Here is a 16,641-nt window from a genome sequence, read left to right as displayed (position 1 = left end):
TCCCGCCCTTTAGCCAAGCAGCGGTCTCAGCCGCAACTGCCGCGGTAGATGGTGTATAGCTCGATCGGATCGGCGACACCGCGCAGCATATAGCGGCCGAGCGACACCAGATCATGCTCGGTGCCCCTGGCGGCCTTCATCACCTCTTCGGACATGATGATGTTCTGTCCGACCGAACGGTGCATCCCTGCAATCCGGGCAGTCTGGTTCACGGTCTGGCCAATCACGGTAAAGTCCAACCGGTTTTGGGCACCAATATTGCCATAGAGAATATCGCCGGCATGCAAGGCAAGGGTAAACCCGGCCGTAGGCAGCCCTTCAGCCTCGCGTTCGGCGTTGAACGCACGGATTTTGCCGCAGAGCTCGTTCGCGGCAGCAAGGGCCGCATGGGCATCTTCCTCGATGCTGCCAAGGTTGAACATGGTCAGCATGCCATCGCCCATGAATTTGAGGATATTGCCGCCATGGGACTGAATGGTTGCAACAGCCAGACCAAAGTATCCATTGAGCATATCAATCAGATTTCCGCTTGGCAGCCGTTCAGCCAGCTCGGTGAAGCCCTTTAGGTCGAACAGGCAGATCACAGCATCAATTTCTTGTGAAGATCCCCGCCGGATTTCACCTGACAGCACCCGGCGGCCCGCGTCGCGTCCCAGGTAAATCTGCAGGAGATCACTGGCAATCTGCCGGTTGGACGACGACTTTAGCGCCAGCCCCAGATGCGGCAGCGTGGTGCGGATCAGATCCAGTTCGCGACTGGAGAAGCCACCTGTGCGGTCGGTTGTCCAGGAAACCAGGATACCTTCACCTGGACGGGTCGGATCCGTCGGTTTTTCCTCCAGCGAATGGAACCGCAGCCCGGCAGTGAAATAGTCGGTCGCACCGGCCTCATAGAGTTCATACAGGATCGGAAACTCGAACGGCGGGCCGCCTTCCAGTTGCACACGAATATCCGGCAAGCCCTGCTCCAGCATCCGGAAGAAAGGGCTGTTCAGCCATTCCTCCCCCGGGACATCCTGATACTCATAATGCTGGCTGGTGATGCTCTCGCCACGGGTCCAGCGGATGCCGATACCACCGAACTCCGGATGATACGCACGCTGAGCCAGGTGAAAACGCATCAATGGCACACCGGCTTCGGTCAGTCGCCGGCAATAGCCATCCAGCAACTGCTGCTGGCTGCTGCCTTGCAGGCCTTGTTCCATAAGCCAGGCAATCAGCGGTCCGGAATTGACATCAATCTGCATCATGTATTCACCTTTTGTCCCGCTGCCTTATCTGGGTATTCCACCCTTGGATGTCTATGGGTCGATCTCTGCTAAATTGCGCAGCATACAGCGCAAAATTGCAACCTCGCCAGAGCTGAAGCGAGCACACATCTTTGCGTCAAACGCCAGGGCATGTTCCCGCAGGTCTTTGTATGCTGCTTCTCCCGCTGCAGTGAGTGCAAGATGTTCGGCACGGCGGTCGTTTTCATCGCGTGTGCGGGTCACAAAACGCTTTTCAGACAGCTTGGCCACCGCCCGGCTGATCTTGGTCTTGTGGATCTTGGCCCGGTTGCCGATCTCCTTGGCTGTCATCTGACCATAATTGCCCAGATGGAACAGCACCCGCCATTCGGTGCGTAGCATCCCGTAGCGGTTCTTGTAATGCGTCTGGAACCCCAGCGAACTTTCCTCCGCTGCACGGTTCAGCAGGTAGGGCAGAAAATCCTGCAAGGCAAAATCATCTTTTTCGTTCATTTTCGTCCCCTCTCCCTTGTTGGTTACAAAAACAACTAATATCCCGCAAGCAGCAAGAGGAGAAACACGCGATGAATCGGCCCGCCGATCCACATGATATGATCCAGGCGCCCTCGATCACGGCGCTGCACGAGGGCTATATGCCCGGGTTTGCAAACGACTTTGAGACTGAGGCTTTGCCCGGGGCGCTGCCGCAGGGCATGAACAGCCCGCAGAAATGCACCTATGGCCTTTACGGCGAACAGCTGAGCGGCACCGCCTTCACTGCGGACCAGCCAGAGCGGACCTGGTGCTACCGCATCCGCCCGTCGGTCAAACATTCGCACCGTTATGAGAAAATCGACCTGCCGCATTGGAAGTCGGCGCCCTGCGTCGATCCGGATGTGATCTCTCTGGGCCAGTACCGCTGGGATCCGGTACCGCATTCGGAAAAGGGGCTGACCTGGCTCACCGGTATGCGCACGATGACCACTGCCGGCGATGTAAACACCCAGGTCGGCATGGCCAGCCATATCTATCTGGTAACCGAGTCGATGGTGGACAGCTACTTCTTCTCGGCCGACTCCGAACTGCTGGTGGTCCCGCAGGAGGGCCGTCTGCGTTTCGCAACCGAGCTGGGCATCATTGACCTGGCGCCGCAGGAAATCGCCATAATTCCGCGCGGGCTGGTCTACCGTGTCGAGGTACTAGAAGGCCCCTGTCGCGGTTTTGTCTGCGAGAACTACGGCCAGAAATTCGAGCTTCCGGGCCGTGGCCCGATCGGTGCCAATTGCATGGCCAACCCGCGCGATTTTAAGGCGCCGGTGGCAGCATTCGAAGACCACGAGGTGCCTTCGACCGTGACCATCAAGTGGTGCGGCCAGTTCCATGAGACCAAGATCGGCCACTCGCCGCTGGATGTGGTCGCCTGGCACGGCAATTACGCACCTTACAAATACGACCTGACCACCTATTGCCCGGTCGGCGCGATCCTGTTCGACCACCCGGATCCGTCGATATTTACCGTGCTGACCGCGCCATCGGGCGTGCCGGGCACAGCCAATATCGACTTTGTGCTGTTCCGAGAGCGCTGGATGGTGGCCGAAAACACCTTCCGCCCGCCGTGGTACCACAAGAACATCATGTCGGAGTTGATGGGCAATATCTACGGCCAGTATGATGCCAAGCCACAGGGTTTTGTGCCGGGTGGCATGTCCCTGCATAACATGATGCTGCCGCATGGGCCGGACAAAAATGCGTTCGAGGGCGCATCGAACTCCAACCTGGGCCCGCAGAAGCTGGAGAACACCATGTCCTTCATGTTCGAGACCCGCTTTCCGCAGCATCTGACAGCCTTTGCCGCCAAGGAGGCACCGCTGCAGGATGACTACATCGACTGCTGGAGCGATATCGAGAAGAAGTTCGACGGCACGCCCGGCCTGAAATGAAATGGTGAGGGGGCGCTGCCCCCTCTGGGCCGGACCGGCCCATTCACCCCCGGAGTATTTCCGGAAAGATGAAAAGGGTCTGCGGATCCGGAAACTGGAGACACGATGCCTCTGCTGAAATCCTGGGTGGCCTCGGCCAATGATGCGGCCCACCCGTTCCCGCTGAACAACCTGCCTTATGGCGTCTTTTCCATTGATGGCGACGACCCGCGCTGCGGCGTGGCTATCGGCGACATGATCCTGGACATGCGAGCCGCCGAAGAAGCCGGTTTGGTCCGGCTGGGCGATGCGCCGCTATTCGACGTGCCCTATTGGAACGACCTGATGGAGGAAGGGCCGGCAGTCTGGGCCGCATTGCGCAACCGTTTGACGGCATTGCTGTCCCAGGGCGCAGCTGAGCAGGAGAAACTGGAACCTCTGCTGATTGCTGCCGAGGATGCCGAACTGCACATGCCCTTTGCGGTCAGTGAATACACCGACTTTTACGCCGGCAAGAACCACGCCTTTAACGTCGGCACCATGTTCCGCGGGCCGGAAAACGCACTGCCGCCGAACTGGCTGCATATCCCGATCGGCTACAACGGGCGGGCGTCATCCGTTGTCGTCTCCGGCACTGATGTGCGCCGCCCCTGGGGGCAATTGAAAGGCCCGAATGATGACCAGCCTAGGTGGGCGCCCTGTGCCCGGTTTGATATCGAGCTGGAGGTTGGCGCAATCGTCGGCACGCCCTCCGATGGACCCATCACAGTGCAGGAAGCCGATGACAACATCTTTGGCTATGTACTGCTGAACGACTGGTCGGCACGCGACATCCAGGCCTGGGAATACCAGCCGCTGGGTCCCTTCCAGGCCAAAGCCACCGCCACTTCGATCAGCCCCTGGATCGTCACCAAACTGGCGCTGGCGCCTTTCCGCTGTGCCACGCCGGAGCGCGAAGTGGAACTGCTAGAGCATCTGCGGGATTGCGGGCCGATGCTCTATGACATCGACCTCGAAGTCACCATGGCGCCGGATGGCAAGGACGCGACCACAATCGCGCGGACGAACTACAAGGAAATGTACTACTCCGCAGCGCAGCAGCTGGCGCATCACGCGACCTCAGGCTGCCCGATGAATGCGGGCGACCTGCTGGGTTCCGGCACCATTTCCGGCTCCGTGAAGGAAAGCCGCGGCTCGCTCTTGGAACTCAGCTGGGGCGGCAAAGAGCCGCTGACGCTGGCAACCGGCGAAGAACGCTCTTTCATCGCCGACGGCGACACACTGACCCTGAAAGGCGCGGCCAAGGGCGATGGCTATATCATCGGATTTGGTGATTGCACCGGCACCGTCCGCCCCGCGCTGGACGACCCGTTCAAGAGATAAGCTCCGCTTTTCATCTTACCCAAAATACTCCCGCCGGAGGCTCCCATACCCTCCTCCGGCGCACCGCTGAAAGGACAGGCACATGGCCAAAGCATTCGCGTCCCAAGGGGACTTGACGGAAAAGAAGACCACCTTCGACGAGATCGGCGAGGGACTTTTTGCGTTCACCGCCGAGGGCGATCCGAACTCCGGCGTCATCATCGGCGATGACTCTGTGATGATTGTCGAAGCGCAGGCCACCCCACGGCTGGCGAATAAGGTGATCGAATGCGTGCGGTCGGTGACAGACAAGCCGATCACTCATGTGGTGTTGACCCACTATCACGCGGTACGGGTTCTGGGCGCCAGTGCGTTCGGCGCGCAGCAGGTGATCATGTCGAATGCCGCCTACAACATGGTGCTGGAGCGCGGACAGGAAGACTGGGACAGCGAATTCCAGCGTTTCCCGCGGCTGTTTGAAGGCCATGAAAGCATTCCCGGCCTCACCTATCCCACCACAACTTTCACCGATCAGATGACCGTTTTCCTGGGCAGCCGCCGGGTTGACATCAAGCAGATCGGCCGCGCCCATACTGCGGGCGATGCGGTGATCCATGTGCCCGACCAGAACGTTATGTTCACCGGTGACATCGTCGAATACCACTCGGCCTGCTATTGCGGAGACGGCCATTTCGCCGATTGGGGCCAGACCCTCGACAACATCAAGGCCTATGACGTGGACGCGATTGCACCTGGCCGCGGCGATGCGCTGGTGGGCAAGGAGATGGTCAATGCCGCCATTGAAAACACCCGAGACTTCGTCGAGAGCAGCTACCGCCCGGTTCAGCGCATCGCCGCGCGCGGCGGCTCGCTGAAAGAGGCCTGGGACGCGGTACGCGCGGAATGCGACCCCAAATTTGCGGACTACGCAATCTACGAACACTGCCTGCCTTTCAATGTCGCCCGCGCCTATGACGAAGCACGCGGCATAGCACACCCCCGCATCTGGACTGCCCAGCGCGATCTGGAGATGTGGGACGCCCTGCAGGGCTGAGGCCCGTCTTGGGAACTGTCCGGGGAACAGTTTCAGAGCCGAAAGGGCGGAGCCTTGGCAAATTTGCATCCGGGGCGGTTTGATCCAGATCGTGTCGCCCCAGCAGAACCTGTGAGACGCTAGACCATCCTCTCGGCGCGCCCATGCCGGGAAATGGTGAAGCTGTGCCTGCGGGCACCCGGAATTTGGGAGGAGACCTGATGAACAAGATCTTTGAAGTCCCGTTGTACCCCTATGCACGCCATGCGGATCAGGATGCCGCGGCGCCTGTGCGCCGCAAGGTGGTGGTGATCGGAGCCGGTCCCATCGGTCTGGCGGCTGCTATCGACCTGGCGAGCCAAGGCACCGAAGTGGTGGTACTGGACGACAATGACAAGGTGAGCTTTGGCTCCCGTGCGATCTGCTTTGCCAAGCGCCCCTTGGAAATCCTCGACCGGCTCGGCTGCTGCCAGCCGATGGTGGACAAAGGTGTGCAGTGGAACGTTGGCAAGGTCTTCTTTGACGACCGTCAGGTCTATGACTTCAACCTGCTGTCCGAAGACGGCCACAAACGCCCCGCATTTATCAATCTGCAACAGTATTATTTTGAAGAGTATCTTGTGAACCGGGTCCGCGAGTTGCAGGAGCAGGGCGCACCGATCGAAATCCGTGGCCGTAACAAGGTCTCGGCCATCGGCACCCATCCCGGCCATGTGACGCTGGAAGTTGACACGCCCGAAGGCTCCTACAATCTGGAAGCCGACTGGCTGATTGCCTGTGACGGTGCCGGCTCCCCCACCCGGCAGATGCTGGGGCTGGATTTCGTCGGCCGGGTGTTTGAAGACAACTTCCTGATCGCTGACGTGGTCATGGAGGCGGATTTCCCGACTGAACGCTGGTTCTGGTTCGATCCGCCGTTCAACAAGGGCCAGTCGGCACTGCTGCACAAACAGCCCGATGGGGTTTGGCGTATTGACCTGCAGCTGGGCTGGGACATCGACAAAGAGCGCGAGAAGCGGCCCGAAAACGTGATCCCGCGGCTGCAGGCGATGTTGGGCGAGGATGTGAAGTTCGAGCTGGAATGGGTCTCGATCTATACCTTCCAATGCCGCCGGATGGAGCAGTTCCGCCATGGCCGGGTACTGTTTGCAGGCGACGCAGCGCATCAGGTTTCGCCCTTCGGCGCCCGTGGTGCAAACTCCGGCGTGCAGGACACCGACAATCTCTGCTGGAAGCTGCAGCTGGTGATCGACGGCAAGGCACCGGAAAGCCTGCTCGACAGCTACAATGCGGAGCGTATTCACGGCGCCGATGAGAACATTCTGAATTCTTCCCGCTCCACCGATTTCATCACGCCCAAGTCGGAAATGAGCCGGGTTCTGCGCGATGCGGTTCTGGACTTGTCCGAACAGTATGAATTCGCCCGCCCCCTGGTGAACTCCGGTCGGCTGTCAGTGCCTTGCACCTATGATGGATCTCCACTGAACTCAGCTGATGCTTTGGACGGGCCAGAACGGACCCGCCCCGGGTCTTCCTGCCCTGATGCACCGCTGGGCGATGGGTTCCTGTTGGACCGGTTGGGCGGCAAGTTCGTGCTGCTGACCATCGACGCCGACGCGCCCGATGAAATCGAGGAAGCCGGCATCAAAGTCACCCGTCTGGCATTGTCGGTAAAGGACGACAAGACCTTGGCGCTGAAGGAACGTTACCTGGGCAAGCATGAAAGCGGCGTCTACCTGATCCGCCCGGACCAGCATGTCGCGGCCCGACGCCCCAGCTTTGACGAAAACCAGTTCCGGCAGGCAATCCGCCGGACCATCGGCAAGGAGTGATCAAGATGACCAAAGACCAGCTGATCCTGACCCCGAACATCAATGGCGCCGATGATTTCTACGCCGATCTTCTGGCCGCACATGAAGGTCTTAGCAAAGCTGAAAGTGATGCGCTGAACGCACGCCTTGTGCTGGTACTGGCCAACCACATCGGAAAACGCGCGGTCCTGAAACAGGCGCTGGCCGCAGCCGCGCTGAAACCTGGGGAGGATACCGCTTGAAGATAGAACAGATCCACCACGTCGCCTACCGCTGCAAGGACGCCAAAGAGACAGTCGAGTGGTACAACAAGATGCTGAAGATGGACTTTGTCCTGGCAATTGCCGAGGATCAGGTGCCGTCGACACATGAACCTGATCCCTACATGCATATCTTTTTGGACGCAGGGAATGGCAACGTGCTGGCATTTTTTGAGCTGCCGACCAAACCGGAGATGGATCGTGACCGCAATACACCTGTTTGGGTGCAGCACATTGCTTTCAAAGTGAAGGACCGCGAGACCCTGATCCAGTTCAAAGAGCATCTAGAGGCCAATGGCGTCGAGGTGCTGGGTGTCACCGACCATTCGATCTTCCACTCGATCTACTTCTTCGACCCGAACGGCCACCGGGTGGAACTGGCCTGCCCCGACCCAAAGGAAGAGGCGTTGCTGCAAAAGCTGGACACGGTGAAATGGGAAATGCTGGAAGAATGGTCCAGGACCAAGAAGGCTCCAAAACATGCCGATTGGCTGCACGCCAAGGAGTTGAAAAAGGCCTGATTGCTTCAGGCGTCAGGGCAGCCCGGCGGGCTGCCTTCTCAGCACGGGAGAATACTGATGGGCCGCACAATTCTTTATGACTATTGGCGTTCATCGGCCAGCTACCGCCTGCGCATCGCGCTGAACCTGGCCGGGATCGCATATATTTCGGTCCCGGTTGATCTGGTCATGGGCGAACACAAGACCCCGGCGCATCTGGCCCGGAACCCGCAAGGCCTTGTTCCAGTGTTGGAAATCGACGGCCTGCGCCTGACCCAGTCGCTGGCCATTCTGGATTACCTGAACGAAACCAGACACCTTGGCTTCCTTCCCGAAGATCCGTCCAAGCGCGCCATGGCGCGCGCTTTGGCACAGTCGGTGGCGGTGGACGTGCATCCGGTCTGCAATCTCCAGGTCGCCAAACACGCCACCTCCCTGAGCGGCGGCGCGAAAGACATGCCACAAGCCTGGATGCAGCATTTCATCCGCCCTGGTCTGGAAGCCTTCGAGGCGCTTCTCGAGAACGTCCCCCAAGCCCCCTTTTGCACTGGCAGCACGCCGGGCCTCGCCGACATCTGCCTGATGCCGCAGCTTTACAATGCCCGCCGCTGGGAGGCCGATTTCTCTGACTTGCCCAGAATCTGCGCAGTCGAAACGGCTTGCGCCGCCCTCCCGGCTTTCGCCTCCGCCTTTCCAGAGCAACCCAGCTGACCGGACGCCTGTGGCTGCCATATCAGCAAGATGTTTTTCCCTGCCTAGAAACAGGCGGGAGAAACACCGGCAGCCCTGCCATATTCTGAATATGCTGCTCTTCCCTCCTTGAGGGTCCGAGCAAAACAATGCGGGATCTCTTCCCGTTTCCAGGCCCAAACAGCCCAGCAGCGGGTCTGACGATTTGGGTACAGCAGGACATCGCTTGTGAACCGCCCGTCCAGTCAACCACGGAAATCCGCAGGGCTCTCAGCGGTCCAAGAGACGCCTTGCTCGCACACACTGCCCGCCTCACAGAACGATGCGCCGACCTCTTGGAAACACAAGAATTCCGATTGGCACGCATCAAGGATGTTTGCGCACTCGATAACTTCGGGCTGAAAAGCCCGCCTTCCTTGGCGGGCCTTCCTCTTTCTTTGGCACTTAGTGCACGACCTTTGGCATTTAGTGCACGACTGCGTCGTCGGGCTTGGGCCGGTCTGACGTGCCAAGCCGCTCACCAATGATCAGCCCATCGCTGCCGCCCGAGACCGGAACGGTGTCGCCATCCTTGATCTCACCGCCCAGCAGGGCTTCCGCGAGAGGGTTCTGCAAGGCGCGTTGGATCACCCGCTTCAACGGGCGGGCCCCGAACACCGGGTCATAACCTTCATCCGCAAGCCAGGTCTTAGCTGTCTCATCCAGCTCCAACGCAATCTTACGCCCCGCCAGCCGTTTCAGCAGCCGCGCCAGCTGGATCTCGACGATACCGTCCATGTCAGCGCGCGCCAGACGGTCAAAGATGATGGTCTCATCCAGACGGTTCAGGAATTCAGGCCGGAAATGCGCCTTGACCGCATCCATCACATCACGCCGCGCATCCGCGGCATCGGCGCCTTCGGGCAGCTGGCTCAGAGCCTGAGCGCCAAGGTTCGAGGTCAGAATGATCAGCGTCTGCTTGAAATCCACAGTGCGGCCCTGGCCATCGGTCAGCATGCCGTCGTCCAGAACCTGCAACAGGACGTTGAACACATCCGGGTGTGCCTTTTCGACCTCGTCGAACAGCACCACCTGATAGGGCCTGCGGCGCACGGCCTCGGTCAGCACCCCGCCCTCATCATAACCGACATAGCCCGGCGGCGCACCGATCAGCCGGGCGACCGAATGCTTCTCCATGAACTCTGACATATCAATGCGCACCATCGCGTGCTCATCATCGAACAGGAAGCCCGCGACCGCCTTGGTGAGTTCGGTTTTGCCCACACCAGTCGGCCCCAGAAACAGAAAGGAGCCCAGCGGCCGGTTCTCGTCATTCAGACCCGCACGTGCCCGGCGCACCGCATTGGCCACAGCGGTAACGGCCGCATTCTGACCGATCACCCGGCGGTGCAACTCATCTTCCATCCGCAAGAGCTTCTCGCGTTCGCCCTCCAGCATCTTGGTGGTTGGGATACCGGTCCAGCGCTCCACCACCTCAGCGATCTGCGCAGGGCGCACGGCCTCTTCCACCATCAGACCCTTTTCCTCGCGGCCTTCGGCATCCACCAGCTGCTTCTCCAGATCGGGGATCACGCCATAAGACAGCTCCCCTGCGCGGGCCAGGTTGCCTTCACGCTTGGCGATCTCCAGATCAGCACGGGCGCGGTCCAGCTGTTCCTTCAGGTCGCGAGCCGAAGCCAGCTTGTCCCGTTCCGACTGCCACTGAGCGGTCATCTCTGCAGACTGTTCCTGCAGATCCGACAGTTCCTTTTGCAGCTTTTCCAGCCGGTCCTTGGACGCCGTGTCATCCTCCAGCTTCAGCGCCTCTTCCTCGATCTGCATCTGCAGGATCTGCCGGTCCAGCGCATCCAGCGTCTCCGGTTTGCTGTCCACCTGCATCCGCAATCGGCTGGCGGCCTCGTCCATCAGGTCGATCGCCTTGTCCGGCAGGAACCGGTCGGTGATATAGCGGTTCGACAATGTCGCCGCCGAAACCAGTGCAGCGTCAGCAATCCGCACCCCGTGGTGCAGCTCGTATTTCTCCTTGATGCCACGCAGGATCGAAACCGTGTCCTCAACTGTCGGTTCGGTCACCATCACAGGCTGAAACCGGCGCGCAAGAGCGGCGTCCTTCTCCACATACTTGCGGTATTCATCCAGCGTGGTGGCCCCGACGCAATGCAGCTCACCGCGCGCCAGCGCCGGTTTTATCAGATTGGCCGCGTCCATCGCACCATCAGACTTACCGGCTCCCACCAGCGTGTGCATCTCGTCAATGAACAGAATGATTTCGCCCGCAGCCTCTGTGACCTCTGTGAGAACCGCCTTGAGCCGTTCTTCGAACTCGCCACGGTACTTCGCACCGGCAATCAGCGCGCCCATGTCCAGCGACAACAGCTGCTTATCGCGCAAAGACTCTGGCACATCGCCATTGAGAATGCGCAGTGCCATACCCTCGGCAATCGCGGTCTTACCGACCCCCGGCTCGCCGATCAGAACCGGGTTGTTCTTGGTCCGGCGGCTCAGCACCTGCATTGAGCGGCGGATTTCCTCATCCCGGCCGATGATCGGGTCAATCTTGCCTTCACGCGCCGCCTCGGTCAGATCCCGGGCGTATTTCTTCAACGCATCATAGCCTTCTTCAGCGGTCGCGGAATCAGCTGTGCGCCCCTTGCGAATGTCATTGATGGCTTCATTCAGCTTCTGCGCCGTGACGGCGCCAGCCTCCAACGCATCCTTCGCCTTGGATTTCACCATGCACAGTGCCATCAGAAGCCGCTCAACCGGCACAAAGCTGTCGCCTGCCTTTGTGGCAATCTTGGCGGCCTCATCCATGACCTTGGCGGTCTGACCGTCCAGATAGATCTGGGCTGCATCGCCGCTGACCTTCGGCTGTTTGGCAACTGCCGCTTCAACACTCTCAACCACACGCGCAGGCACACCACCCGCACGTGTGATCAGGTTGCTCGCCAGCCCCTGGTCGTCATCCATCAATGCCTTCAGAATATGTTCCGGCACCAGTCGCTGGTGCCCCTCGCGCATCGCAATGGTTTGCGCCGCCTGCACGAATCCCCGTGCACGCTCCGTGAACTTGTTCAAGTCCATCTTGCTCTCCTTTTTCAAGCGCCCCTTGGTTTGGCAGCGCCCGCTTGGCGGCACGCCCCGGTCCGGGCCTCACATCTCAATGTGGGAAGCAAAGCCTCCGCTTCAAGATCATTGAACACCAAAAAGATGAGCATTTCACTGACTTGCGTCAACTTGGCCTAACAGCAGCTTCAAACGCAGCCGCGCCGCGCGCCCGCGCGGCGCCGGGCCCAAAATCTGCAATCGGCCCGGCAGGGCCTCTTCAGATGCGGGAGCCTTTCTCTTGCCGCACCTTGCCGAACCGGCCAACCCTGCGTATGAAACGCCAGTTTCATATCACCCCCGCCACAAGGACCACGCCATGACCCAAGCCACGCGCGCCGACGACCGTCTGATTGTTGCCATGGATGTTCCCAATGCGCTCGCAGGCCTCAAGCTTGCTGAGCAGCTGGGCGATGCGGTGTCCTTTTACAAGATCGGTCTGGGTATGCTGACCGGCGGCGGGCTTGCCCTGGCCAATGAGCTCAAGCAGGAGCACGGCAAGCGCATCTTCCTGGACATGAAGCTCTTTGACATCGGCGCGACCGTGGAAAACGCAGTGCGCGGGCTGGCGCAGTTCGACCTCGATTTTCTGACCGTGCACGGCGACCCTTACGTGGTACGCGCCGCCAAGGAAGGGGCCGCAGGCAAAGACCTCAAGATCCTCGCCGTCACCATTCTCACCTCACTCGACCGCCAGGACCTGGACGGCGCACTGGTCAAGGCGGGTGCAGTGCAGGATCTGGTTCTGGAACGTGCGGGCAATGCTTTCGCTGCTGGGGCCGACGGTGTCATCGCCAGCCCACAGGAGGCCGCATTGATCCGCGCTCTGCCCGAGGCCGAAGGCAAGCTGATCGTCACCCCCGGCGTGCGTCCGGCCGGTGCCGAGCTTGGCGATCAAAAGCGTGTTGCGACCCCGGCCAGTGCCATCTCGGACGGCGCCGACCACATCGTTGTGGGCCGACCGATCTGGAAGGCGGACAGTCCCCGCGCCGCGGCAGAAGCCATCCTGGCTGAGCTCGCAAGCGTAAAAACGTAACGATCCTGCGCACTGACCCAACCTGCCGTTTCAGTCTGCACACCCCAGTTCACCAGCTGCCCAAATCAGATTGCCCAAAAATTAGGCAGAAAATTGGAACGCGGCAAATGCATCATTTGTCGCTCTTTTCTGTCACATTAACGAAATGACGCAACGTCAAGCCACTCTTTTCGCTTACGAAACCGCTTTTGCACTGCGCTTCTGCGCCAAAATGTCCTGTGCCACAAAAAGCACACAGGATCAGGACACCGCTCCACTTGGAACTGCACTCTTTGCGAAACAGCTATCCATGCGCGATTCTATGTTCGAGACACTCCCCTGACGGGCTTTTCTTCCTGAGACCCGTCACCTTCCCCCGCATTCCAGCGGGGGATCTTTCTTTTCAGCCCTGCCGAACACTCTGATCAGGTCCGCTTTGCGGCCAAATACTCCACCAGCTGTTGCGCAAAATGTGGCACCGCCAAAGGATGTGCGCAATAGGCGTCTGGCGCCATCAAAGCCCAGCCCTGCCCTTCATTGCCGAACCGGATGCAGCCAGATGCCGCAGCGGGCAGATGCGCGGCAAAAAACCAGACCCGCCCATGCGGCAGCTGATAGGCCCGCGACCAGATCAGCAGCTCCTGCGGCAGCACCAGACCCACTTCTTCCCGGGTTTCCCGCAACGCGCAGGCCACCGGGCTTTCGCCTGCCTCACGGCCGCCGCCAGGCAGATCCCAATGCCCGGGATAGGGAATATCCGGCTTGTCATCCCGCTGGATGACAAGCAAATCCTGCCCCAGGAATACAGCCAGCTTCGCGCCAGCGAAATCTTCATCTGTTGATGTCATACACTGTCACTTGGCCAGTAACCGCGCTAAAGACAAGATCTCAGCCGCAAGCTAAGCTTGCTCAGCCAGCAAAACCGAACCCGCCGCATATGCATGCCCTCTGCCGAGATTGCCTGAGCCAAATTCCCGCCGCCCGGCGCTGCCCCAATTGCGGCAGCCCGCGGATCAAGGCGCATGAAGAGCTGTTCTCACTCACTATCGCTCATATGGATTGCGATGCCTTCTATGCCAGTGTCGAGAAACGCGACAATCCGGAATTGGCCAGCAAACCGGTGATCATCGGCGGCGGCAAACGCGGGGTGGTGTCTACTGCCTGCTATATTGCCCGAATTCGCGGGGTACGATCCGCCATGCCAATGTTCCAGGCGCTGAAATTGTGCCCGGACGCAGTGGTGATCAAGCCCAGGATGAATGTCTACGTCGAAGTCAGCCGGGAAATCCGCAAGATGATGAACCAGCTGACCCCGGAAGTGGAACCGCTGTCTCTGGACGAAGCCTTTATGGACCTCAGCGGCACCGAAAAACTGCATGGTGCTCCGCCTGCTGTCATGCTGGCGCGATTGGTCAGACGGATGAAGGATGAGCTGGGCGTCACCGGTTCCATAGGCCTTTCGCACAACAAGTTTTTGGCAAAAGTCGCGTCCGACCTCGACAAGCCGCGCGGATTTTCAGTCATTGGCAAGGCCGAAACAGCGAATTTCCTGCAAGACAAGCCTGTACGGCTGATCTGGGGCATCGGCCCTGCAGCCCAGGTCAGCCTCGACAAGGCCGGCATCCGCACGTTCTCGGACCTTCTGCGTTGGGACCGCGAGGCCCTGCACAGCCGTTTCGGTTCCATGGGCGACCGGCTTTGGCATCTCGCCCGCGGCCAGGACCGCCGCCGGGTTTCGGCAAATGCCCCGATCAAGTCCATCTCCAATGAAACCACCTTTTTCGAAGATACCGCCAGCGAGGACGTGCTGGATGGCCATCTGTGGAGATTGGCGGAAAAGGTTTCTGACCGGGCAAAAGCGCGGGAACTGGCTGGCCGGGTGGTTACTCTTAAACTGAAACGCGCCGACCATTCGGCCTTGACCCGGCGTGTCACCCTGCACAGCCCCACCCAGATCGCAGATCGTATATACCGCACAGCGCGCGGCCTGCTGGATCAGGTTGGCGGCGAAGGCCCCTACCGGCTTCTGGGCTGCGGGATTTCGGACTTGGTGCCCGAATCGCAGGCCGATGACGGCGGCGACCTGCTGGACCCACAAGCCGGCAAACGGGCAGAGGCTGAACGCGCCACTGACGCCATCCGCAAAAGATTCGGAGATGGCGCGATTCTAAAAGGCCGTGCTTTGCGCTGAATCTCTGGGGTCGCCAGTTACTCTGCCGCCAGCGGCAGCTCCTCCCAGCCGATCGCCGCGATCTCCGCGATCACTTGGCGCAACAGCTGCTGAACCGCACTGAAATCCGCATTGGGCCGGATGTTTTCTTCATCCATGTAAAGTGCTCGGTCAATCTCGATCTGAACCGCATGCTGGTTCCGCGACGGACGGCCATAGGTTTGCGCTATATAGGCTCCTGCAAAGGGCGCGTTGCGCACGACATTCAGACCGGCCGCGGCAAAAGCCGCCTCGATACGGTCCACCACGGTGCTGCCTGCAGACGCCCCGAACCGGTCCCCCAGAACGACCTCCGGTTTTTTACCTTCCCGTGATGCCATCGAAGCGACCGCCTCATGTGGCATTGAGTGGCAATCCACCAGAATCGCCTGCCCGAATTGCCGGTGCGCCTGATCCAACAACCCCCTTAGCGCTTGATGATAGGGCTGCCAGCAAGCTCTGATTCTCCGTTCCGCCTCTTGCAAAGGCAGCTTACCGCTGTAAATCGCCCGGCCATTGGCCACCACCCGCGGAATCACCCCAAGCCCCGACGCCACCCGTGGATTCTGTCCACGTTTCTGCACCCCTTCGATCACGGCCGGGTCCAGCTCGTCAGGAGAACGGTTGAGGTCCAGATAGGCCCTTGGCTTCACTGCTTTCAGCAGCGGCGCACCAAATTCCGGTGCCGCCTGAAACAGCTGATCGACAAACGCATCTTCAGAGCTGCGGATCTCCTGCTGCCCCAGAATCGATTGCGCCAAAAAGGAAACGGAATAATCCGTGCCGCTGTGCGGTGAGGCAAAAACCACGGCCGAGGCCAGTTTCTGCGGCGAAATCACGGAAAACGCTGTATCAGGCATCCTTGCTCCGGTTCTTATGGTGCAAGAAACAGCATATCGCGGAAATTTCTGCGGTCAAAAGCTCTTGCACCCTCGGACGACTCTATTTATAGACCCCCTCACCGGCGCGGCACCCCGCCCTCTTTCACTTCTAAGGGGCAGGACGCAGCGCAGGCCAGAGTGGGCGATTAGCTCAGCGGTAGAGCACTTCGTTGACATCGAAGGGGTCACAAGTTCGATCCTTGTATCGCCCACCATTCATTCACTGCTTCGGCTTCGGCCTAAGCACCCGCTAACCCAGGCGCTGGTTCGCGCCGCAGACAAGGAGAGAGACCATGAAGGTCAAGAACTCGCTCCGTTCGCTGAAGAACCGGCACCGTGATTGCCGGGTCGTGCGCCGCAAAGGCCGCGTGTATGTGATCAACAAGACCCAGCGCAAGTTCAAAGCGCGTCAGGGCTAAGATCCACTACAGCGACATGCAGAAAACCGCATCATCCGATGCGGTTTTTTTGCGTTTGGAGATATGTTTGGCCGAGCGGCAGGAAGGCGAGGCACTCCCGCGCCCGCGGTATCTCGCGATACCTGGCGGCCTTGGGCGTGGGGCCCCCCCCCGGGCGGGGGCCCCCCCCCACCGAGGGGGGGGGTGACCAAAGAAAGGCCCCGGGGGG

The 16,641-nt window shown here is 60.0% G+C and carries 15 protein-coding genes and 1 tRNA gene; 11 read left to right on the top strand and 5 right to left on the bottom strand.

Annotated features, from left to right (window positions below; translation table 11 throughout):
- Positions 1–26 precede the first annotated feature (26 nt).
- Both ACP151_RS04940 and ACP151_RS04935 read right to left on the bottom strand, forming a co-directional pair.
- On the bottom strand, positions 27–1,250 hold the full coding sequence (locus ACP151_RS04940) for an adenylate/guanylate cyclase domain-containing protein (protein WP_424977747.1): 1,224 nt from the start codon (positions 1,248–1,250) through the stop codon (positions 27–29).
- Between the two features lie 51 nt (positions 1,251–1,301).
- Complete coding sequence (locus tag ACP151_RS04935) at positions 1,302–1,742, bottom strand: MarR family winged helix-turn-helix transcriptional regulator (RefSeq protein ID WP_424977746.1); 441 nt, start codon at positions 1,740–1,742, stop codon at positions 1,302–1,304.
- Positions 1,743–1,813: 71 nt separating this feature from the next.
- On the opposite strand from ACP151_RS04935, the gene hmgA reads away from it, so the two are divergent.
- From hmgA to maiA, 7 genes are all read left to right on the top strand, one after another.
- On the top strand, positions 1,814–3,169 hold the full coding sequence (gene hmgA, locus ACP151_RS04930; protein ID WP_424977745.1) for a homogentisate 1,2-dioxygenase: 1,356 nt from the start codon (positions 1,814–1,816) through the stop codon (positions 3,167–3,169).
- A 105-nt stretch (positions 3,170–3,274) separates the two neighbouring features.
- The gene (fahA, locus tag ACP151_RS04925) at positions 3,275–4,531 is read left to right on the top strand and encodes a fumarylacetoacetase (RefSeq protein WP_424977744.1); all 1,257 of its coding nucleotides are present in this window, start codon (positions 3,275–3,277) and stop codon (positions 4,529–4,531) included.
- Positions 4,532–4,613: 82 nt separating this feature from the next.
- Positions 4,614–5,564 carry an MBL fold metallo-hydrolase gene (locus tag ACP151_RS04920; protein ID WP_424977743.1) on the top strand — a complete coding sequence of 317 codons (951 nt, stop codon included), beginning with the start codon at positions 4,614–4,616 and terminating at the stop codon, positions 5,562–5,564.
- A 200-nt stretch (positions 5,565–5,764) separates the two neighbouring features.
- On the top strand, positions 5,765–7,375 hold the full coding sequence (locus ACP151_RS04915) for an FAD-dependent oxidoreductase (RefSeq protein ID WP_424977742.1): 1,611 nt from the start codon (positions 5,765–5,767) through the stop codon (positions 7,373–7,375).
- A 5-nt stretch (positions 7,376–7,380) separates the two neighbouring features.
- Positions 7,381–7,596, top strand: coding sequence for a DUF2783 domain-containing protein (locus ACP151_RS04910; RefSeq protein ID WP_424977741.1), 216 nt, complete (start codon positions 7,381–7,383; stop codon positions 7,594–7,596).
- Entirely contained in the window at positions 7,593–8,135 is a 543-nt protein-coding gene (locus tag ACP151_RS04905; RefSeq protein WP_424977740.1) for a VOC family protein, read from the top strand. Before ACP151_RS04910 ends, ACP151_RS04905 begins: the two co-directional genes overlap by 4 nt.
- 57 nt (positions 8,136–8,192) lie before the next feature.
- A complete protein-coding gene (gene maiA, locus ACP151_RS04900; RefSeq protein WP_424977739.1) occupies positions 8,193–8,825 on the top strand; it encodes a maleylacetoacetate isomerase in 633 nt (210 codons plus the stop codon).
- Between the two features lie 444 nt (positions 8,826–9,269).
- On the opposite strand, the gene clpB is transcribed toward maiA, so the two are convergent.
- On the bottom strand, positions 9,270–11,888 hold the full coding sequence (clpB, locus tag ACP151_RS04895) for an ATP-dependent chaperone ClpB (protein ID WP_424977738.1): 2,619 nt from the start codon (positions 11,886–11,888) through the stop codon (positions 9,270–9,272).
- Between the two features lie 340 nt (positions 11,889–12,228).
- Between clpB and pyrF the strand changes: the two genes are divergently transcribed.
- Entirely contained in the window at positions 12,229–12,945 is a 717-nt protein-coding gene (pyrF, locus tag ACP151_RS04890; protein WP_424977737.1) for an orotidine-5'-phosphate decarboxylase, read from the top strand.
- A gap of 404 nt (positions 12,946–13,349) precedes the next feature.
- Here the strand turns inward: pyrF and ACP151_RS04885 are convergent, their stop codons facing one another.
- Positions 13,350–13,772 carry an NUDIX hydrolase gene (locus ACP151_RS04885; RefSeq protein WP_424977736.1) on the bottom strand — a complete coding sequence of 141 codons (423 nt, stop codon included), beginning with the start codon at positions 13,770–13,772 and terminating at the stop codon, positions 13,350–13,352.
- An 89-nt stretch (positions 13,773–13,861) separates the two neighbouring features.
- Here ACP151_RS04885 and ACP151_RS04880 point away from each other — a divergent pair, with 89 nt between their 5' ends.
- Entirely contained in the window at positions 13,862–15,115 is a 1,254-nt protein-coding gene (locus ACP151_RS04880) for a DNA polymerase IV (protein WP_424977735.1), read from the top strand.
- A gap of 17 nt (positions 15,116–15,132) precedes the next feature.
- On the opposite strand, the gene ACP151_RS04875 is transcribed toward ACP151_RS04880, so the two are convergent.
- Complete coding sequence (locus tag ACP151_RS04875; RefSeq protein ID WP_424977734.1) at positions 15,133–15,993, bottom strand: N-formylglutamate amidohydrolase; 861 nt, start codon at positions 15,991–15,993, stop codon at positions 15,133–15,135.
- Positions 15,994–16,154: 161 nt separating this feature from the next.
- Here ACP151_RS04875 and ACP151_RS04870 point away from each other — a divergent pair.
- Positions 16,155–16,229, top strand: a tRNA-Val gene (locus ACP151_RS04870).
- Between the two features lie 78 nt (positions 16,230–16,307).
- The gene (ykgO, locus tag ACP151_RS04865) at positions 16,308–16,433 is read left to right on the top strand and encodes a type B 50S ribosomal protein L36 (RefSeq protein WP_005648635.1); all 126 of its coding nucleotides are present in this window, start codon (positions 16,308–16,310) and stop codon (positions 16,431–16,433) included.
- The last annotated feature ends 208 nt before the right edge of the window (positions 16,434–16,641 follow it).

Origin of the sequence: Leisingera sp. S232 (assembly GCF_049800895.1) — a bacterium.
In the GTDB taxonomy this organism is placed as follows: domain Bacteria; phylum Pseudomonadota; class Alphaproteobacteria; order Rhodobacterales; family Rhodobacteraceae; genus Leisingera.
This window is presented reverse-complemented; position numbering and strand designations above follow the sequence as displayed.